This is a genomic window from Amycolatopsis camponoti, from assembly GCF_902497555.1.
In the GTDB taxonomy this organism is placed as follows: Bacteria; Actinomycetota; Actinomycetes; order Mycobacteriales; family Pseudonocardiaceae; genus Amycolatopsis; species Amycolatopsis camponoti.
Genome location: NZ_CABVGP010000002.1, coordinates 589,612 through 609,482 on the forward strand (window position 1 = coordinate 589,612; position 19,871 = coordinate 609,482).

A 19,871-nucleotide genomic window follows, 5' to 3' on the forward strand; every position below is an offset into this window, starting at 1 on the left:
CTACGCGGGGCCGTCGCGGTCGGCCAGCACCTGGGCGTGGCGGCGGTGGCGGCGCCAGGTGCGGTAGTCGTCGAGCGCCGTGACCGGGGCGGGCTCCCGGTCCAGCAGGTTCGCGTCGGCGGGGTACGGCCGGTCCGGCAGCGAGATCCAGCCGGTCGTGCGGGTCTCCTTGACCGCCACCGGCACCGGCCGGAACGTCGTCGGGTCGAGCCCGTCGCTGTGCCGGACGACCTCCTCGAAGAACCAGGCCGACGTGATCAGCGCCAGCACCCCGCGCGAGGACTTGAGCGCCGCCCTCAGCGGAGCGGCCTCCAGGAGCCGGAACGTCTGGTTGATCGCCGGTGCGGTGACGCCGAAGTCGTCGAAGGCGACTTCGCCCGCGTGCAGTGCCATCCGCAGCCGGATCCGGGCCCCGGGGTGGTGGGTCAGGTTGTGCCGGTGCACCGCCACGGCGAGCGCGTTGGGCAGGAACTCGACGAAGGGCCCCTTGGGGATCTCCGCCGGGACGAGGACGAAGACGCCGTCCCCGCAGTCTTCCCTCCGGCAGTGCCGCCACGGGACGCCGGCGTCGTCGAAGGCCCGGATCAGCGCGCGGTACAGCCCTTCGCGCAGCGCCAGGCGATGTGGTGTGGTCCTGCGCCGGTCTCCGTAGCCCTCGACGTCCACGGCGAAGATCGTCCGGTGCGCGGCCGGCCGTTCGTAGTTCATCGCACCCTCCCTGCGATCATGCATGTGCTGATGCATGTGCAAGTGAGTGTGACGCCGGGCACCCGACCGGGGGAACGGGTGGTGCGCCGAACGGTCCTCTCGCGGCGGTGACCGGCATTGAGCGACTACTGCTGGTGAACCGCTGGTCAGAGCCCCGCAAGAGGTGCGCACACCCCTCGCAGGACCCTGACGGACGGATCAGCAGGACTGCTTGTAGAAGTACTGAGAGTTGGCGTCCATGTCCGCCTTGGTGATCGAGTGCAGTTCCGCGGTGAGGTTCCGCGTCACCGGCTTGCCCTCGACGGCCGCCACCGCCTGCTGGACGCCCTGGGTGCCGATCGAGGCCGGGTCCTGGGCGATCAGGGCCTGGTACTGGCCGTTCTTGAGGCCCTCGACCTCGGACGGGCTGGCGTCGAAGCCGATCAGGTTCACCGCGCCGACCTTGCCGGAGTTGCGGAGGCCGGTCGCCGCGCCTTCGCCGGTGTTGAGGTTGGTCGCGAAGACGCCGATGAGGTCCGGGTTGGCGGCCAGCGCCGCGGTCACCTTGGACGCGGCCTGGTCGGGCTCGTTCTGGGTGAACTGGATGCCGATGGACTTGAGGTTCGGGGTGTTCTTGAGCTCCTCCTCGAAGCCCTTCGCGCGCGCCGCCGTCGTCGACGTGCCGGCGATGGTGTCGAGCACCAGTACCGAGCCGGCCTTGCCGGCGGCCAGCTTCGCCATGGTCTGCGCGGCGAGCTTGCCGCCGGCGGCGTTGTCGGAAGAGATCGAAGACGCCGCGACGCTCGTGTCCTTCAGCGCCGTGTCGACCTCGACGATCTTCGCGCCGCGCGCCTTGACCTGCTGGATCGGCGCGAGCATCGCCGTGTCGTCGGTCGGGGCGATGAGCAGCGCGGCCGGCGGGTTCGCGCCGAGCGCGTTGACGAGCTGGGTCTGCAGGGGCGCGTCGAACTTCTGGGGCGCCTGCGTGGTCAGCTCGTAGCCGAGCTTCTTCGCCTCGGCCTCCGCGCCGCACTGCAGGGAGATGTAGAACGGCTCGGCCTGCACCCCCGGGATCAGCGCGAGCTTCTTGGCGTTGGCCGAGTTCGCCTGGCTGGTGCCGCCGCCGGTGTCGCCCACCGTGCCGGAACCGCACGCGGTGAGCAGCGCGGCGGCGGACGCCAGCGCGCCGGCCGCGACGAGCGTCTTGGTCAAGTTCATCGAAAGCACCTCTTCGTACTCGGGGAACTCAGCGGGAGTTGCGTTGACGGCGGCGGCGCTGGTCGAACCAGACCGCGGCGATGAGCACGGCGCCGACCGCGATCATCTGCCAGAAGTCCGGGACGCCGGTGATGTTGAACCCCTTCTTCAGCACGGCCGGGATGAACACGCCGATCACGGTGCCGAGCACCGAGCCGATGCCGCCGAAGAGGCTCGTCCCGCCCATCACCGTCGCCGCGATGGCGTTGAGGTTGTCGCTGGTGTGCCCGGTGATGGTGGTCGAGTTGTAGTAGGCCAGCGACAGGAACCCGGCGAGCCCGGCCAGGACGCCGGTCAGCGTGTACACCTTCATCAGGTGCGCGGTGACGCCGATGCCCGCGCGCCGCGCGCCTTCGGCGTTCGAGCCGATGGCGAACGTGTAGCGGCCGAACTTCGTGGTGTGCAGCAGCCACGCGCCGACCAGCGTGATCACCACGGCGATCAGCACCAGGTTCGGGACGACGCCGAACGACGTGCCGTAGCCGAGCTGCTTGTTCAGCACGACCGGGACCGTGCGGACGTCACTGCCGTTGTTGAGCAGCAGGGACGCACCGAGCGCCGCGCCCATCGTGCCGAGCGTGACGATCAGCGGCGGGATGCCCGCGACCGCGATGAGGAAGCCGTTGATCAGGCCCCACACCGTCCCGGCGAGGATGGCGACGATCAGCCCGACGATGATCACGCCCCAGCCCGCGCCACCGGCGTTGCCCCCGGACATCGCCTCCATCGTCTTGCCGCCGACCATACCGGCGAAGATCAGCACCGAGCCCACCGACAGGTCGATGCCGGACGTGATGATCACGAACGTCATGCCGACCGAAAGCACGAGCAGGACGGCCGTCTCGATGAGCAGCAGCTGGAAGTTGTACAGCGTCGGGAACGCGCTCGGCGCGAGCACGCTGAACACGATGATCAGCGCCACCAGCACGAGGGCGATCCAGAACGTGTTGGCACCGACCAGGCGCTTGCCCAGCGGCCGCTTGCCGAAACCCGCTTCGGGCGTTTCCTGGATGTCCTGGGTGGGTGCGCTCACGCGGCCTCCTCCTGCACGAGCGCGCCGGTCATCGCCGCGACGAGGTCCTCGAGCTTCGTGTCCGGACCGGTGAACCGGGCGACGCGCTTGCCGAGCCGCAGCACCTCGACGCGGTCGGCGACCGACAGCACCTCGGGCATGTTGTGGCTGATCAGCACGACGGCGATGCCCTTGTCGCGCACCTTCTTGATGACGTCGAGCACGCGCTCGCGCTGCACGACGCCGAGCGCCGCGGTCGGCTCGTCCATGAACACGACCTTCGACGCCCACACGACCGACCGCGCGACCGCGACGCTCTGGCGCTGCCCGCCGGACAGCGAGCCGATCGGGACGTCGGTGCTCTGCAGCGTCACGCCGAGGCGCTGGAACTCCTCGACGGCCTGCCGCCGCATCTCGGCCTTGTCGAGCATGCCGAGCTTGCCGAGGATGCCCTTGCGGTGGATTTCGCGGCCCAGGAACAGGTTGGCCGCCGGGTCCAGCTCGGGGGCGACGGCCAGGTCCTGGTACACGGTCTCGATGCCGAGGCGCCGGGCCGTGGTCGGCGAGTCGAAGTGCGCCTCGGCGCCGTCGAGGAGGATCTTCCCCGACGTCGGCTGTTCCGCGCCAGAGAGGCATTTGACCAAAGTGGACTTGCCGGCGCCGTTGTCGCCGATCAAGGCCGTCACCTCGCCCGCGCGGGCCTGGAAAGCCGCCCCGCGCAAGGCTTCGACCGACCCGTAGTGCTTCGTCAGGTCGACCGCTTCCAGCAGGATTTCGCTCATCCGTGCCTCTCCTCCGGCGCCGGCGGACGGCAGCGGATCACCGTCGCCGTGCCGGACAGCTCGGTCTGGCCGGCGTCGAACGGCACGACGTAGGTGTCGCCCTTCGCCAGCGCGTGCTCGCCGCCGTGCTCGGTGCGCAGGGTGCCCTCGCCGTCGAGGACGACGAGCACCGCGAACGACGGGTCGAGTGACAACGTTGTCGTTTCGTCGGTGCGCAGCTGGTCGGCTCGGAAGAACCGCTCCGATCCGCCGGCGAGCAGGTCCACGGTGGACGCGCGATCGCCCGCCGTGCGCTTGACGATCGTCTCGAGCCGCTCGGCGTCCCAGCCCGAAGTGTCGAGTGCCTCGATGGCGGTGTCGAAGCCGAGCCCGAGGTGGCCCTTTTCCGGCGACGCGAGGAAGTCACGCCACTCGATGGTGAGCGAGAAGTCCGTCGGCTGCTGCAGCTCGACGACGAACACGCCCTCGCCGATCGCGTGCGGGAGCCCGGCCGGGATGTAGACGGTGTCGCCCGGGGTCACCGGGACGCTGTTCAGCGCGCCCAGCATGCTCGGCACGTCCTGCTCTCGCGTCCACTCGGACACGGTCGCCTTGGACAACGTCTCCTTGAAGCCGGGGTAGACGCGCGGGTCGTCGCCGTAGGTGCCGACCACGATCCACGCCTCGGTCTTGCCGAAGTGCGAGTCGAAGTGCTGCTTCGCGAAGGCGTCGTCCGGGTGGAAGTGCACGGGCAGCCGCTGACCCGCGTCGAGCAGCTTGACCAGCAGCCCGGTCGACGTCCCGAGCGCCTCGACGTGCTTGGCGCCGAGCCAGCCGTTCGGGTTCGCGACGACCGCGTCGCGCAGCCAGTCACCGCCGGGGAGCCGGGTCAGGCCGTTGGTCTCCTGGCCGAACATGGTGCTCACCGAGGCGACCCAGTCTTCCGGGCCGAACTTCTTGTCCGGCGACGCGCCGCGCAGTGCCGCGATGGCGTCGCCGCCGCGGTAGAACTGCGGCGGCTGGTTGGCGGGGAGCCGGAGGGGTTCGAGGGTCACGGGGCGACCTCACCGGAGCCGCGGGCGACGAGATGCACGGGCAGGACGACCTTTCTGGGCGGGGACTGATCTCCTTGGACACGGGCGAAGAGCAGCTCGGCCGCGGCGTGGCCGAGCGCGCTCACGTCGTGCGCGACGACGGTGACCGGCGGGTCGAGCAGGTCCGCCAGCTCGAAGTCGTCGAAGCCGACCATCGCCGGGCGCTGCTCGGCGTGGGCCAGCGCGCGCAGCACGTGCACGGCGACCCGGTTGTTGCCGGCGATCACCGCGGTGGCCGCGTCCGGGCCGTGCATCAGGCGCTTCACGGCGTCGCCGATGTACTCCTGCGTCGGCGTCCGCATGGAGACCAGCGACTCGTCGTAGGAGATCCCGTTGCGGACGCAGCCTTCGCGGAACCCGCGCAGGCGCTCGGCCGCGGTGAAGATGTCCGGGCTGTCGCCGAGGAACGCGATCCGGCGGTGGCCGTGCTTCGCCAGGTGGGTGACGGCCTCGATGGTGCCGCCGAGGTTGTCGACCAGCACCGTGTCGGCCACGATGTCGCCGGCCGGCCGGTCGATGAACACCACCGGCGTGCCCGCGCGCATCTCCGGCACCAGGTAGCCGTGCTGCAGGCCGGCCGGGACGACGAGGATGCCGTCCACCCGCCGCGCGCAGAACTCCAGCACGAGCTCGCGCTCGCGGTCGGAGTTCTCCTCGGACGAGCCGGTGAGCACCTGGCGCCCGAACGACGTCGCGATACGCTCGACCGCACGGTTCAGCTCGGAGTAGAAGGGGTTGCCGACGTCCTCGACGATCAGACCGATGGTGCCGGTGGTCGACCCGCGGCGCAGGTTGCGCGCGCCCAGGTTGCGCCGGAACCCCAGCTGCTCGATGGCCGCCATGACCCGCTCGGCGGTGTCCGGGTGCACCGCCGGTTCGTCGTTGACCACGCGCGAGACGGTCTTGATGCTGACGCCCGCCAGCCGGGCCACATCGCTCATGGTGGCCCGCCTGCTCGCGGTGCGCGGTGCGCCGTCGCGGTCCCGGCCGGGAGGAGACAACGTTGTCATAGTGCACGGGATTGAACGCCACCCGCCCATGGCTTGTCAACGGTCTGCGTGCGGATTGTGCCGATTCGGCTACCGACGTCGTAGGTCAGACGGCTGATCTTGCTGTCCCGAAGTGGACAGGTCTTGACGGGACCCTTGACGGTCCGGTGAGCCGCTGCCCAAGGTTGCCCCGTTCGACCGACTGCGCGACAAGGTTGTCATTTCGGTCGCGCTGACGACGTGAGAGGCGATGGCCATGGCGCGTTTGCGCTTCAGAGCCGGTTTGACCTTTTTGACACTGGCGGTGACCGCAGCGGTGGCTCCCGCTGTCCCCGCCGCGGCAGCTCAGAGCACCGATTTCGCGAAGTGGGTCAACCCCTTCGTGGGCACGCGGCCCGGCGGCGCCGACCACGGCACCGGGGGCGGTGCCGGCAACACGTTCCCGGGCGCGGTGGCGCCGTTCGGGATGGTCCAGTGGAGTCCCGACACGGTGAAGTCCCAGCCCGGCGGGTACTTCTACGACGACGACGCCCTGACCGGGTTCAGCCTCACGCACCTTTCGGGCGCCGGCTGTTCGACCTATCAGGACATCCCGTTCATCCCTTATGTCGGTGAAGTGACGACTTCGCCGGCGACCGACCCGGCGCACTACACGTCGAAGTTCTCGCACGCCAACGAACACGCGACCGCCGGTGCCTACGACGTCACCCTCGACAGCGGCGCGAAGGTCGAGCTGAGCGCGACCCAGCGCACCGGCTCCGCGCGGCTGACCTACCCGGCCGGCGCGTCCTCGACGCTGCTGGTCAACACCTCGGGCTCGGTCAACGGCACCGACGACGCGTCGATCACCATCGGCAAGGACACCATCAGCGGCTGGGCCACCAGCGGCCGCTTCTGCGGGGCGCGCAACAGCTACCGCGTCTACTTCTCGGCCAAGTTCGACACGCCGTTCGCGTCGATCGGCACCTGGAAGAACGGCGCCGTGACGCCGAACAAGGCCGCGGAAACCGGTGGGGCCAAGGCGAAGGTCGCGCAGCCCAACGGCGTCGACGCGTCGATCGCGCGCACCACCACGGCCAAGCAGCAGAACACGACCGTCAGCGGCCCGGGCAGCGGCGGGTACGTCACCTTCGCGAACCTCAACGGCGCCCAGGTGAACGTCCAGGTCGGACTGTCCTTTGTGTCCGTCGACGGCGCGAAGGCGAACTTGAAGGCGGAGAACACCGGCAAGTCCTTCGACACCATCGCGGCGGGCGCGCGCAAGGCGTGGAACGCGCAGCTCGGCAAGATCGCCGTCACCGGCGGTTCCGACGCCGACATGACGACGTTCTACACCTCGCTCTACCACTCGCTGATCCAGCCGAACGTCTTCTCCGACGTCAACGGGCAGTACATCGGCTTCGACGGCCGGATCCACACGGCCGACAAGGGCCACGCGATGTACACCAACTTCTCCGGCTGGGACATCTACCGCTCGGAGGTCCCCCTCCTGGCGACGATCGACCCGAAGGAGACCTCGGACATCGTCCGGTCGATGATGGCCTACGCCGAGCAGGGCGGGTCGTGGGACCGCTGGACGGTGGCCAACGACTACACCGGCGTGATGAACGGCGACCCGTACCACATCATCGTCTCCAGCGCGTACGCGTTCGGCGCGCGTGACTTCGACGCCCAGAAGGCGTTGCTGCTCATGATCAAGGGAGCCACCCAGCCGACACAGGGCTACACCGAGCGGCCGGGCCTCGACGACTACCAGAAGCTCGGGTACGTGCCGGGCGCCGGCGCGGACACCCTCGAATACACCAGCGCCGACTTCTCCATCGCCCAGTTCGCCAAGCGGCTCGGCGACAGCGCGACGTACACGACGTTCATGAAGCGCGCGCAGAACTGGCAGAACCTCTACAACCCGGGCACCGGCCACCTGCAGCCGCGCAACGCGGACGGCTCGTTCGCCGGCACCTACGACCCCGCCAGCTCGCAGGGCTGGGTCGAGGGCAACGGCGCGCAGTACGAGTGGATGGTGCCCTACGACCTCGGCGGCGTCGTGACGGCGTTCGGCGGGAACACCGCGACCCAGTCGCGGCTGGACACCTTCTTCACCCAGCTGAACGCGGGCACGCAGGAGCCGTACGCCTTCATGGGCAACGAGCCGAACTCCAACGCGCCGTACGTCTACTCCTACGCGGGCGCCCCGGCCAAGACCCAGTCGATCGTGCACCGCTCGATGGACGAGCTGTACAACCCGCGTCCCGAAGGCCTGATCGGCAACGACGACCTCGGCCAGATGTCGGCCTGGTACGTCTGGTCGGCGCTCGGCGTCTACCCGGAGATCCCGGGCCGCGCCGAGACGCTGCTCGTCACCCCGCGCTTCGAGCACGCCGTGCTCACCACCGGCGCGGGCAAGAAGGTCACCATCAACGCCCCGGGCACCGGTGACTACGTGGGCAGCCTCAAGGTCAACGGCGGCGCGGCCGCCAAGGCATGGCTGCCGGAGGCGCTCATCTCCAGCGGTGGCACGCTCGACTACACCCGCTCCGCGACGGCGACGGCGTGGGGCAGCGCGACGGCCGACGCGCCGCCGTCGTTCCGCGAGCAGGAGAAGCCGAGCCTGTCCTTTGTGGACCCGGCGCGCGCGGTGACCCCTGCGGGGTCGACGTCCCAGGCGTCCGTGGGAGTCCAGGACCTCTCCGGGACCGCCCGGACCTGGACCTACACCGCGGGCAGCGTCGACGGGATCACGCTGACGCCGGCGTCGGGCAGCATCGCCGTCCCGGCGGGCGGCAAGGCGCACGCCGACCTGACGGTTTCGGTGCCGGCCGGTCTGGCCGACGGCGCCCGCCGCATCCCGGTGACGTTCTCGGCGCCGGGCGTGGCTTCGACGCAAGCGGTGCTGACGGTGCTCGTGGCGCAGCCGAACAGCTGGCTCGCCACGGTCGACAACGCCGGCATCTCGCCGGACTCCGACTCGTCGAAGGCCAACTTCGACGGCGGCGGCTGGAGCTACTCGGCCGACGCGCTGGCCGCGGCCGGCGCCACCCCGGGCGGCACGGTGACGAGTGACGGCATCAAGTTCACCTGGCCGTCGTTCCCGGCCGGCGACCCCGACAACGTGGTCGCGAACGGCCAGACGGTGAACGTCTCCGGTTCCGGACGCCTGGCGCTGCTCGGCTCGGCGTCCAACGGCAACGCGTCGGGAACGCTGACGGTGACCTACACCGACGGCAGCCAGTCGACGGCCACCATCGGGTTCTCCGACTGGACCCTCGGTGGCGGCGGCGCGCAGCCGTCGTTCGGCAACCGGATCGTGCTGTCCACGCCGTACCGCAACGCTTCGGGCAGCGACCCGCAGCAGATCCGCACCATGGTGTTCGGCACCAACCCGATCACCTTGGACGCGGGCAAGACGGTGGCGAGCGTGACGCTGCCGTCGAACGTCAGCGGCGGCGCGCTCCACGTGTTCGCCATCGGCGTCGGCGCGTAAACCCCCGAAGACGACGGCCCCCTCCCGCACGGGAGGGGGCCGTTCCCATGACGGCGGAATGGCCGGATCCGGCCAGCGTCATCCCCCGTTCGGCCCCTTACTCGCGATGATCTCTGCGTTACGTTGGTCCGACCCAAGGGGAGTGGGGAGGTGGGTCGCGCGTGCCGGTTTCGCCGGAACCGTTGGTGTTCCCGGATGTCGAGCAGGCCGTCGCGGAGTTCCTCCGCGCCCGGCCCGAACTGTCCGGCGTCCCGGTGGGATCGTCGGTCCCGCCGGGCTTCGACGGTACCCAACGAGCCGTCGTGCTCACCCGGCTCGGCGGCGTCTACCTCGACGACGACCGGCTCGACCACGCGGAAGTGCGGCTGGACTCCTACGGTCCGGACAAGACCGCCGCGCACGCGGTCGCGCTGGCCGTGCGGGGTGTGCTGCCGCTCCTGGGCGTTTCCGGCGGCACGGTGTTCCCCGACACGACCGAGCTCCAGGGGCCGTGCTTCGTGCTCGACCGGAGGCATTCCGACGCGAACCGGTACGTCATGCGGTACCGGTTCGTCGCGCAAGTCGTATCCAGACCGGCCTGACCGGCCGGCGGCGCAGTGGGAGGGCTGCTCATGCCAGGACTGAACGCCAGCGAGATCCGGGTGGCGGGAACCGGGGCCATCTACGTGGCGCCGGCGCACACCGCCGCACCGGCCGACTTCACCAAGCCGTGGGCGTCGCCGTGGGTCGACCTCGGCTACACCACCGCCGACGGCGTCAAGTTCGTCAAGAAGGACAAGCTGGACCCGGTGGACACGTGGCAGTCGGTGGCCGCGATCCGGTACGTCTTCAGCGACCGCGACTTCTCCGCGAAGTTCTCGCTGCTGCAGATCAACAGCGACACCCTGCAGTTCTTCTTCAGCGCACCCGCCGGGACGAACGGCGTCTACAACATCGCCGCCGCGCCCCGGGTCGACGAACGCGCGCTCGGCATCGAGTTCAGCGACGGCCCGAACGTGAAGCACCGGTTCTACATCCCGCGCGGGGTCGTCACCGAGACCGACGAAACCGCGATCACCCGGACGTCGGCGATCAAGCTCGGCGTCACCTTCACCGCGATGACACCGATCAACAGCACGTCCGAGCCGCTCGCGCAGTGGTCGATCAACCCGGCCGCCGGCGCCGCGGCGGCCGCCGCCGAAGAAAAGTCCGCCTGAGCGGGCGAGGGGGAACGCACGAAATGGCGAAGTACAACGTCAACGCCGTCCGCGCGCAGCGCCTGGAAGCCCTGGGGGAGCGCTGGGAGTTCGAGCTGGACGGCGACACCTTCAGCCTGCCGACCGAGCTGCCCCGGGAAGCGGTGGCGCGGTTGTCCGGTCTCGATCCGTCCGATTTGGACGGTCTGCTCGAGGTGCTGCTCGGCGCCGAGCAGTTCGAGAAGCTCGGCCGGCACGCGCTGAGCGTGCAGGACGTCCAGGCCCTGCTGGAGGCCTACGGCCGAGACACCGGTATGGCGCTGGGGGAATCCTCGGCCTCGACGCGCTCCTGAGCGAGCACGGCGAGGCCGTCGAAGCCGACCTGCTCCGGTTCTACCGGGTGGACCTGCTCGACTACTACCGCGGCAAGCTGACACCGAGGCGGCTGCGGGTGCTGATCCGGCACCTGCCCCGCGAGTCGGCGCTGGTCCGCGCCCTGCACGGCGAGGCGGCCGAGTGGGGCCTGACCGAGCACCTGCTCGCGGGCGCGGTCGACGAGCTGGCGGTGGGCAATTGGCTGTTCGTCGCGGCCAACTCCGCCGAGGGCGCCGACCAGCCGGACCGGCCGCGGCCGGTCCCGCGCCCGGGGCTGGAGCCCGAACCCGACCCGGCGGCGAGCACCGACGAGATCGCCGCGTTCTTCGGCACCCCAGGGAGGTGAATTCGTGACGCAGCCGACGTCGGCCATCACCAACGCGGCGCAGGCCCAGGTGACGGCGCTGATCGACGGCATCCGCGAGTCGATCACGAACGCCGTCTCCGACGCGGCCACGAAGCTGACCGAAGGGTTCACCGAGCACGTCAACAAGGAACTCGGCGAGATGACCGCCAAGTTCAAGGAGACGCACCCGGCCGTGACCGCGGCGGTCACCGACGTGGTGGGCTTCGCCGACGCGATCAACACCGCGTCGACCGCCGTGCAGAACACCGTCGGGCAGGTCAAGGATGCCGCGGCCGCGATGCGGGAGCTGCCGGGCGCCATCAAGGACCTGCGCACCGGGCTGCGCGAAAGCGCCGTCGAAGTGCAGAAGCTCGGCAACGACCTCAAGAACATGGTCAAGAACGCCCCAGGCGCGATCCGCGACCTCGGGACGTCGCTGCGGGGTGCGCTCACCCAGGGGCTGAACAGCGCCCGGCAGGCCGCGACGAGCGCGGGGCAGGCGATCGGCCGGTTCGCCGCCCAAGCCCGGAGCACGGCACTGGCCGCCGCGGGCGCCGTGCGGAACCTGGCTCAGCTCGCCGTCGCCTACGCGAAAACCGCGGTCCAGGCGGTGATCGCGACCGCGCGGACGGTGGCGATGGCCGTCGCGCAACGCGTCGTCGCCGTCGCGACCCGGCTCTGGTCGATCGCGCAAGGACTGCTCAACGTCGTCATGCGGCTCAACCCCATCGGCCTGATCATCACCGCGATCACCCTGCTCGTGGCGGCGGTCGTGCTGGCCTACAACCGCAGCACCACGTTCCGGAACATCGTGAACGCCGTCTTCACCGCCGTGAAGAACGTCGTGCTCGGGGCGGTGAACACGATCCGCGGCGTCATCGCGGTTGTGTGGCCCTACATCGCGAAGGTCATCCAAGTCGCGGTCACCGTGATCCGCACGTACGTCACCACCTACTTCACCATCGTGCGCACGGTCGTCACGGCGGTGTTCAACGCGGTCAAGGCGGTGGTCACCGGCGCGATCCGCACGGTCGTCGCGACGGTCCGCGGCGTCGGTCAGGTGGTCGGCATCGTGCGGAACGCCTTCGACCAGGCCAGATCCGCGGTGAGCAACGCCATCTCCGGGGTCGTTTCGTTCGTGCGCGGGCTGCCCGGCCGGGTCGTCGGCGCGCTCGGCAACATCGGGAAGACCCTCTACGGCGCCGGGAAGTCGCTGATCGAAGGGTTCATCGGCGGGATCCGCGACATGGCGGGGAACATCGTCTCGGCGATCAAGAACTTCATCGTCGACAAGATCCCCGGCCCGATCAAGAGCGTGCTCAAGATCTTCTCGCCGTCGCAGGTGATGGCCGACATCGGCCGCAACATCGGGGCCGGGCTGACGGTCGGCATCGAGGCGAGCGGTGACCAGGTCTCCGGCGCGATGACCCGGCTCGTGCCACTGCCGGGTTCCTCGACGATCCGCCCTGCGGTGGCGAACCTGGCCAAGACGGTCGCGGCGTCCGCGGTGGGCCCGGTCGCCCGCTCCGCGCCGGGTGGCTCGGTGACGGTCAACGTGCACCCGCGGGCGGGCCAGTCCGAATACGAGATCGGCCGCGTCGCGGCCCGGGAGGTGGCATGGGCGGCGAAACGCTGAGTGCCGTGTCGCTCGCGCTGCCGGTCTACGAAGTGGACGGCTGGGCGGGCAACGTCGTGGACGCGGACGGCGTCGAGTGGTGGGTGACCAAGGAGGACGGCTGGTCGACCGGGCCCGGCGTGCGGCTCGAACTCGCCGACCGCCCCCAGCGCGACGGCGCTTTCGACGCGCCGTCGTTCCGCGCGGCGCGGGTGATCACCTTGGAGGGCACCGCCGTCGCGCCCGACGAAGACGCCCACGAGCGGGCGAAGGACCGGATCGCCGCGGTCCTCGCGGACGGCTCGGCACCGGCCGAGCTCGTCGTGCGGGAGCGCACCGTGACCCGCCGTGCGCTGGTCCGGCTGTCCGCCGGGACCAAGGTCGCCGACACCACACCGGTGAGCTTCGACTGGTCCCTGCAGGTCACCGCGCCCGATCCGCTGCGCTACGGCGCGGACGTCCACGAGCTGTCCTGCGGGCTGCCGAAACCCGGGCGAGGCATCACCTTGCCGCTCCGGTTCCCGTTGGTGTTCGGGCAATCCGAGGGCGGCTCACTGGCGGTCGTGAACGGCGGCACGGTGACCACCCGTCCGGTGTGGACGATCACCGGCCCGTGCACGCAGCCGGTGATCCGCAACGATTCGACCGGCGAACGGCTCGCGTTCTCGCTGAGCCTCGCCGAAGGGGACGTGCTGACCGTCGACACCGCCGCGCGCACGGTGTTCCTCGGCACGGCGTCCCGCCGTTCGGTGCTGCAGCCGCGGTCGAGCTGGTTCGGGTTCCCGCCGGGCGGCACGGCGATCGGGTTCGAAGCTTTCGACGACGCCGAAGCGGGCACGCTGACCGTCCGCTGGCGGGACGCGTGGATCTGAAGAGCGAGAAGGGGAGCTTGCGATGGCGGAACGGCACGCGGGGTGGGTCGACGGCGTCGACTCGGCCGAAGCCCGGTTGATCACCGGCGCACTGGTGCAGGCGGACGCGACCGGCGACGCGCTCGACCCGCTACGGGCGCGCCCGGGCATCCGGGACTCGCCGGGCACGCCCGGGCTGGTCGCGATCGCGTCGAACAAGCTGCGCGTCAACCCGTTCCAGGCCGTGCTCACCGACCGGGCCCGGCCGGGCGACGGCCCCTACATCGTCACGCTGGACGCGGTGAAGGAACTGCCCTTCGGCGCGGCGCACGCGTCACTGTCCCGAGTGGACCTCGTGGTCGCCGAGATCGTCGGTGGCGCCTTCGCGGTCAACGTCTACGCGGGGGAGAACGCGGCCGCCCCGGTCCGGCCGACCCCGAGCGGGTCCCCGGTGCTCGTGCTGGCCGAAGTGCAGGTGCCGCCGGCGGGTACCGCGCCGACGCTGCTCGACCGGCGCCAGTTCACCGCCGCGCTGAGCGGGATCCTGCCGGTGCGCGGGGACGCCGACCTGCCGCCGGTCGCGACCACGCACAGCAGCCAGTTCGTCTACCGCCTCGACACCGGGGTGCTGCTGTGCAAGCGCGGCACCGCGTGGGTGCCCTACCGCCCGCCGCGCGGGGACACCTGGCGCACGGCGACGTTGCAGAACAGCTGGGTCAACTACGGCGGCGGGTTCACCACCGCCGCCTACACCCTGATGGACGACGGCTGGGTGCGCCTGCGCGGCCTGGTCCGCAACGGTGTCTTCGACAAGCCGATCTTGACGCTGCCGGTCGGCTACCGGCCGGTCGCACACTGGCTGCTCGGCGTCTCCACCACCCCGGACGCGCACGGCCGCGTGGACATCCTGCCGACCGGCGAGGTGATGGCGACGACGGGCAACGCCGGCTGGTTCTCCCTCGACGGCCTCACGTTCTCGACCTACTAGGCGCGGCACATGGGCACGTCGTACACCTACCTGATCGCGGACCTGCGCACCGGCGCGATCCTCGACGAACTCCCGCTGGCCGGCGTGCAGTTCGACAAGAAGCTGAACGACACCGGCACGCTGCGCGGGCAGCTACGGGTCGACGACCCGGAGATCCGCATCCGGGAGCCGCGGCTGCTCGCCGAGCCGGGCCGTACCGCGCTCTACGTCGACCGGGACGGCGACCTGGTGTGGGGCGGCATCGTCTGGACCAGCCGCTACAGCGCGGCCGGCGGCGTGCTGGAGCTGACCGCCGCGGACTTCGCGTCCTACTTCGACCACCGGCTGGTCCTCGACCCCGCGGACCTGACCCGGCCGGTGTCGTTCACGGCCACCGACCAGCTCGCGATCGTGCGAGGGCTGCTGGACCTCGCGCAGGCGGCGGACGGCGGCGACCTCGGGGTGGTGGTGACCGGCTCGGCGAGCTCCGGCGTCCTGCGCACGGTGAGCTACGCCTCGGCCGACCTGAAGTCGGTCGCGGAGGTCGTGCGGGACCTCGCCAACACCGACACCGGGTTCGACTTCGGCTTCGACGTCCGTTACGACGAGAGCGGCCAGCCGGAACGCCTGCTGCGCCTGGGGTACCCGCGCCTGGGCCTGCCCGGCGGGGAGCGCGCGTTCGTCTGGGAGTACGGCGCGAACCTGGTCGACTTCGTCTGGCCGAGCGACGCCGCGAGCATGGCGACCCGGGTGCTCGGGATGGGGAACGCCGCCGCCGGGGGCGTCCCGGTGGTGCGGTCGGATCCGAGCGCCACGACGGGTGGCTGGCCGTTGCTGGAAGCCGCGGCCGCGCCGGTGGACACCACCGACGCCGCGATGCTCGCCGCGCACGTCGCCGGCGAGCTGGCGGCGCGGCGGCGGCCCGTCGTGCTGCCCGAGCTGACCGTGCGCGCCGATCTCGACCCCGTCGTCGGGTCGTACTCGGTCGGCGACGACGCGCGGATCGTCGTCGACGACCCGTTCTTCGCCGGGGACCAGCTCGACGTCACCGTCCGGCTGCTCGGGCTGTCGGTCACCCCCGGCGACGACGCCGGGCAGGAGGAGGTCGTGTTGACCGTCGAACCCTTTCTGGAGCCGTCGTGAGCCGCGTCAACCACCCGGACACGCTCGTCACGCTGCTGCGGGAGGTGCAGCGGCGCCTGCGCGTGCTCGAAGGCACCCGCCACACCGCGACGTTCGCGGCGGCGGTCGCCGCCGAGCCCGGCCCGGCGCTGGCCTTCCAACCGGCGCGCCCGCAGGACTGGCCCGGCACGACCGCGGGCGGCTGGACCCCGTTGGTCCGGCTGCTCACCCGGCCCGGCGCGTTCGTGGTCGTACTGGAGGCCGTGGCCGACAGCGAAGGCGAGGTACGGGTGGTCGTGGACGGCGAAGCGGCCGAGACCTTCGCGGTCACCGGCGACGTCAGCCGCCACGAAGTCGCCGTCGCCGCGAGCGCCGAGCTGGTGGTCGAAGCGCGGCGGACCGGGGCCACGGGGACAGTGCGGGTGACGGCCTTCGCGCTCGCGGGCTGACCGCTGTCCGGAACGAGACAGGTATTCACCGCCCTCTTGACCGGTTCGTCGGGCGTTGCCGAAGGTGTCGGGGGATGACATCGTTGGCAGGAGGAAGCTCAGTGAAGAGCAAGGTCCTGGCGGGCGCGTTGACGCTCGCCGTGGTGGCGACGGGGGTGAGTCCCGCCGTCGCTTCGGCCTCGGGCGGGGACGCCTTCGACGCCGTCAACACGTTCATCGGTACGCAGGACGAGGGCAACACCTTCCCCGGCGCCTCGGCGCCGTTCGGGATGACGCAGGTCAGCCCGATCACCTCGCACTACGCCGGCTACCGCTACACCGACACCGCGATCCGCGGCTTCGGCCACTTCTTCCTCTCCGGGGCGGGCTGCTGGGAGCAGGGCGGCCTCGTCTCGACCCTGCCGACCACCGGCGAGATCGGTCCCGGCAAGGCCTTCGACACGAGTGCGCCTGGAACATTCGACCAGAAGCGGTACGCGGCGCCGTTCACCCACGACGGCGAGGTCGGCAAGCCCGGCTACTACAAGGTCCACCTGACCGGCTACGGCGGTGTCGACGTCGAGACGACCGCGGCCACCCGCGCCGGCGTCGAGCGGTACACCTTCACCAAACCCGGCGATGCCAACGTCTTCGTCAACGTCGGCCAGGCCAACGACAAGGAACCCGTGACGGGCAGCAGCATCCGCGTCGTCGACGACCGGACCGTCGAAGGGACCGTGGAGTCGCAGGCGTTCTGCGGTGGCAAGGCCTACACGACGTACTTCACCACGAAGTTCGACAAGCCGTTCAAGTCCTCGGGCACGTGGTCGTCGACCGGCGGCACGCCGGGCAGTCGCGAGTCGGAGGGTGGCGCCGGTCTGCGCGGCGCCTGGCTGACGTTCGGCGGTCAGAGCCAGGTCACCGCGACCACCGCGATCTCCCAGGTGGACGCGCAGGGCGCGCGGGTCAACCTGGCGGCGGAGAAGATCCGGTCGTTCGACGCCGCCAAGGCCGACGTCCAGCACACCTGGCGGCACGAGCTGTCCACTGTGGACATCAAGGGCGGCTCGACAGACGACCGCACGGTCTTCTACACCTCGCTGTACCACGCGTTGCTGCAGCCGCTGACCGCCAACGACGCCGACGGCCGCTACTACGGCTTCGACAAGAAGATCCACCGCGCGGTCGGCTGGACCTACTACGACTTCTTCTCGCTGTGGGACACCTACCGCACGCAGAACCAGCTGCTGGCGCTGCTGCGGCCGGACCGGGCGAAGGACGTCGCGAAGAGCATCCTCGCCATCCACGACCAGGGTGGCTGGCTGCCGCGGTGGGCGTACGCGAGCCAGGAGACGAACACGATGACCGGCGACCCGGTCACGCCGTTCCTGGTCGACCTCTGGCGGTTCGGCGCGCTGTCGGGCAACGAAATGCGCGCCTACCAGGCGTTGCTGCAGAACTCGACGCAGATCCCGCCCGCGTCTTCGCCGTTCCAGGGTCGCTCGGGCAACGCGAGCTACCAGGCCGACGGGTTCGTCCAGTACGACCCGGACTTCCCGAAGAAGGGCCAGGACACCGACCCGAACCACGGCGCGTCGGCGACCTTGGAGTACGCGCTCGGTGACTGTTCGCTGTCGGTCATGGCGGCCGCACTCGGCAAGAAGGACGACGCGGCCGCGCTGAAGGCGAAGGGCCGGACCTACCGGACGCTCTGGGACGAAACGCAGACCGACCGCGGCTTCACCGGCTTCTTCCGGCCGAAGGTCGCGGGCGGCGACTGGTTCACCCCCGCCGACAAGCCGTACAGCCCGCAGAGCCAGGACGGCTTCCACGAGGGCACGGCCTGGCAGTACCAGTGGCTGGTCCAGCAGGACGTCCCCGGGCTCGTGCGGCGCATGGGCGGCCCGGCGGCCACCGGCAAGCGGCTCGACGACTTCTTCGCCTACGACGAGCTGGTGAAGAACCCGGCGACGGCCGTCCGTGAGAACTGGGTCGTCGGCCCGTACGACTACTACGACCAGTTCCGCTACAACCCGAACAACGAGCCGGACCTGCACTCGCCGTGGATGTACGCGCTCACCGGGCAGCCGGCGAAGACGTCGACGGTCGTGCGGGCGGCGCACACGCTGTTCACCGACGCGCCCAACGGCGTCACCGGCAACGACGACCTCGGCACGATGTCGGCGTGGTACGTATTCAGTGCTCTCGGGCTCTATCCCGCCGTCCCAGGGACTGGGAACTTCGTGCTGAACGCGCCGCGGTTCGCGAAGTCCGTGCTGCACCTGGAGAACGGCCGCGACATCACGATCAACGCGCCGGGCGCCGACGGCTCGAAGCTGCAGTACGTCTCGGGCCTGAAGGTCGAGTCGCGCGCCAGTGATCGCGTGTACGTCAACGTGGACCAGCTGGAGCGTGGCACGACGCTCGACTTCCGCCTGACCACCGACGCCGCGACGGCGACGTGGGGGACGTCACCGGCGTCCGCGCCGGTTTCGCCCTGCTCGGAGTAGACAACCGACGCTCACGACCGTGGTTCAGACCACAGTGGACCACGGTCGTGAGCATCGTCACGGGCCCCGGTGTTCCCGTGAGGGCCATCACGCCTCACACTGGTATCAGCACGTCCGACAGCGCCGTTGACGTCCACAGGCAGTCCGCCTTGGACGGTGCGTCGGGCGTTTTTTGCGCAACAACCACAGTGGTGAGACCCCACAGGAGGAAGAAGTGTCCAGCAAGGCCGCTCTAGTTTTCCGCGTGGCCGCAGTCGCCGAAGCCCTTTCCTGGGCGGCGCTGCTTGTCGGGATGTTCCTCAAGTACGTCGTCCACTCTTCCGGTGAGGGCGGCGTGCCCGTCATCGGCATGGTGCACGGCGTGATCTTCGTCCTCTACGTGGTCGTCTCCCTGTCCGTGGCGAAGCCGCTCGGCTGGCGCCCGAAGACGCTGGTCCTCGCCCTGCTCGCGAGCATCCCGCCGCTGTTCACGTGGCTGTTCGAGAAGTGGGCGCTGCGCAACGGCAAGCTCGACGGCCCGCAGCGGCTGACCCACGGCGGTGTCGGCCTGTTCCAGGTCCAGGAACCCGTCGCCGTCTGATCCCGATATGTGAGAAGGGCCCGCACTCCGGTGCGGGCCCTTCTGCTTTCGGCCGGTTATTCCGTGAAGTCGCCGGCGGCGCGGCGCACCTTCGTCAGCAAGTCCGTGAGCTGCTCGGTCTGCCGCTCGGTGAGCCCGGTCAGCCCGAAGCCGATGTCGTTGACGGCGACGGTCGCGGACTCGCGCCGCTTCCGGCCTTCGTCGGTGATTTCGACGAGCGTCGTGCGCCGGTCGGTCGGGTGCGGCACGCGCTTCACGAGCCCGTCCTTCTCCAGCCGGTCGACTATGTTGGTGACACTGGTGGGGTGCAGCTGGAGCCGCTCGCCCATCACCCGCATCGGCAGGCTGGCGCTGCGGGCGAAGGTGAGCAGCACCAGTGCTTCGTACCGGGCGAAGGTCAGGCCGTGCGGCTTGAGCGCGCCGTCCACCGCGGACTGGATGATCTGCTGGACCCGCATCACGCCGGTGACCGCGGCCATGGTGCCGGAGGGCCCGATCCGGGCCTCCCAGAGCTGTGCCGCGCGGGCGATCGGGTCGAACGGCAGCGGACGGTTCATGACACGCGAAGTTACCAGCGGGTACCGGCGGGTGTCGCCCGACCGGCGGAAAGAACACCGAAGA

At 70.4% G+C, this 19,871-nt stretch carries 19 protein-coding genes; 12 read left to right on the top strand and 7 right to left on the bottom strand.

Annotation, left to right across the window (positions count from 1 at the left end; all coding sequences use genetic code 11):
- From AA23TX_RS23250 to AA23TX_RS23275, 6 genes are all read right to left on the bottom strand, one after another.
- Nucleotides 1-708 carry a hypothetical protein gene (locus AA23TX_RS23250; RefSeq protein WP_155544976.1) on the bottom strand — a complete coding sequence of 236 codons (708 nt, stop codon included), beginning with the start codon at nt 706-708 and terminating at the stop codon, nt 1-3.
- Between the two features lie 198 nt (nt 709-906).
- Nucleotides 907-1,905 carry an ABC transporter substrate-binding protein gene (locus AA23TX_RS23255; RefSeq protein ID WP_155544977.1) on the bottom strand — a complete coding sequence of 333 codons (999 nt, stop codon included), beginning with the start codon at nt 1,903-1,905 and terminating at the stop codon, nt 907-909.
- A gap of 28 nt (nt 1,906-1,933) precedes the next feature.
- Nucleotides 1,934-2,977: an ABC transporter permease gene (locus AA23TX_RS23260; protein ID WP_155544978.1), complete on the bottom strand. Its 1,044-nt coding sequence runs from the start codon at nt 2,975-2,977 to the stop codon at nt 1,934-1,936.
- Nucleotides 2,974-3,738 (bottom strand): ATP-binding cassette domain-containing protein, encoded by a 765-nt coding sequence (locus AA23TX_RS23265; protein WP_155544979.1) that lies wholly within the window; start codon nt 3,736-3,738, stop codon nt 2,974-2,976. Before AA23TX_RS23265 ends, AA23TX_RS23260 begins: the two co-directional genes overlap by 4 nt.
- A complete protein-coding gene (locus tag AA23TX_RS23270) occupies nt 3,735-4,772 on the bottom strand; it encodes a class I mannose-6-phosphate isomerase (protein ID WP_155544980.1) in 1,038 nt (345 codons plus the stop codon). Before AA23TX_RS23270 ends, AA23TX_RS23265 begins: the two co-directional genes overlap by 4 nt.
- Nucleotides 4,769-5,752 (bottom strand): LacI family DNA-binding transcriptional regulator, encoded by a 984-nt coding sequence (locus AA23TX_RS23275; protein ID WP_155544981.1) that lies wholly within the window; start codon nt 5,750-5,752, stop codon nt 4,769-4,771. Before AA23TX_RS23275 ends, AA23TX_RS23270 begins: the two co-directional genes overlap by 4 nt.
- Before the next feature lie 304 nt (nt 5,753-6,056).
- Between AA23TX_RS23275 and AA23TX_RS23280 the strand changes: the two genes are divergently transcribed.
- The 12 genes from AA23TX_RS23280 (at nt 6,057) to AA23TX_RS23335 (ending at nt 19,250) form a co-directional block, all read left to right on the top strand.
- Entirely contained in the window at nt 6,057-9,281 is a 3,225-nt protein-coding gene (locus tag AA23TX_RS23280) for a GH92 family glycosyl hydrolase (RefSeq protein WP_155544982.1), read from the top strand.
- Nucleotides 9,282-9,442: 161 nt separating this feature from the next.
- Nucleotides 9,443-9,862 (top strand): hypothetical protein, encoded by a 420-nt coding sequence (locus AA23TX_RS23285; protein WP_155544983.1) that lies wholly within the window; start codon nt 9,443-9,445, stop codon nt 9,860-9,862.
- A gap of 30 nt (nt 9,863-9,892) precedes the next feature.
- Nucleotides 9,893-10,477: a phage tail tube protein gene (locus AA23TX_RS23290; RefSeq protein ID WP_155544984.1), complete on the top strand. Its 585-nt coding sequence runs from the start codon at nt 9,893-9,895 to the stop codon at nt 10,475-10,477.
- Nucleotides 10,478-10,500: 23 nt separating this feature from the next.
- Nucleotides 10,501-10,809 (top strand): hypothetical protein, encoded by a 309-nt coding sequence (locus tag AA23TX_RS23295; protein WP_155544985.1) that lies wholly within the window; start codon nt 10,501-10,503, stop codon nt 10,807-10,809.
- A gap of 47 nt (nt 10,810-10,856) precedes the next feature.
- Nucleotides 10,857-11,177, top strand: coding sequence for a hypothetical protein (locus tag AA23TX_RS23300; protein ID WP_230862683.1), 321 nt, complete (start codon nt 10,857-10,859; stop codon nt 11,175-11,177).
- 4 nt (nt 11,178-11,181) lie between these two features.
- Nucleotides 11,182-12,813, top strand: a complete 1,632-nt coding sequence (locus tag AA23TX_RS23305; protein WP_155544987.1) for a phage tail protein — start codon at nt 11,182-11,184, stop codon at nt 12,811-12,813.
- Nucleotides 12,795-13,664, top strand: a complete 870-nt coding sequence (locus AA23TX_RS23310) for a phage distal tail protein (RefSeq protein WP_155544988.1) — start codon at nt 12,795-12,797, stop codon at nt 13,662-13,664. Before AA23TX_RS23305 ends, AA23TX_RS23310 begins: the two co-directional genes overlap by 19 nt.
- A gap of 22 nt (nt 13,665-13,686) precedes the next feature.
- Nucleotides 13,687-14,631, top strand: a complete 945-nt coding sequence (locus AA23TX_RS23315) for a hypothetical protein (protein ID WP_155544989.1) — start codon at nt 13,687-13,689, stop codon at nt 14,629-14,631.
- Nucleotides 14,632-14,640: 9 nt separating this feature from the next.
- Nucleotides 14,641-15,753 (top strand): hypothetical protein, encoded by a 1,113-nt coding sequence (locus AA23TX_RS23320; protein ID WP_155544990.1) that lies wholly within the window; start codon nt 14,641-14,643, stop codon nt 15,751-15,753.
- Complete coding sequence (locus AA23TX_RS23325) at nt 15,750-16,181, top strand: hypothetical protein (RefSeq protein ID WP_155544991.1); 432 nt, start codon at nt 15,750-15,752, stop codon at nt 16,179-16,181. The genes AA23TX_RS23320 and AA23TX_RS23325 overlap by 4 nt, the downstream gene beginning before the upstream one ends.
- Before the next feature lie 74 nt (nt 16,182-16,255).
- Entirely contained in the window at nt 16,256-18,670 is a 2,415-nt protein-coding gene (locus tag AA23TX_RS23330; protein WP_155544992.1) for a GH92 family glycosyl hydrolase, read from the top strand.
- A 214-nt stretch (nt 18,671-18,884) separates the two neighbouring features.
- Nucleotides 18,885-19,250 (top strand): DUF3817 domain-containing protein, encoded by a 366-nt coding sequence (locus AA23TX_RS23335; protein WP_155544993.1) that lies wholly within the window; start codon nt 18,885-18,887, stop codon nt 19,248-19,250.
- A gap of 56 nt (nt 19,251-19,306) precedes the next feature.
- Here the strand turns inward: AA23TX_RS23335 and AA23TX_RS23340 are convergent, their stop codons facing one another.
- Complete coding sequence (locus AA23TX_RS23340; RefSeq protein WP_155544994.1) at nt 19,307-19,807, bottom strand: MarR family winged helix-turn-helix transcriptional regulator; 501 nt, start codon at nt 19,805-19,807, stop codon at nt 19,307-19,309.
- Between the last annotated feature and the right edge of the window lie 64 nt (nt 19,808-19,871).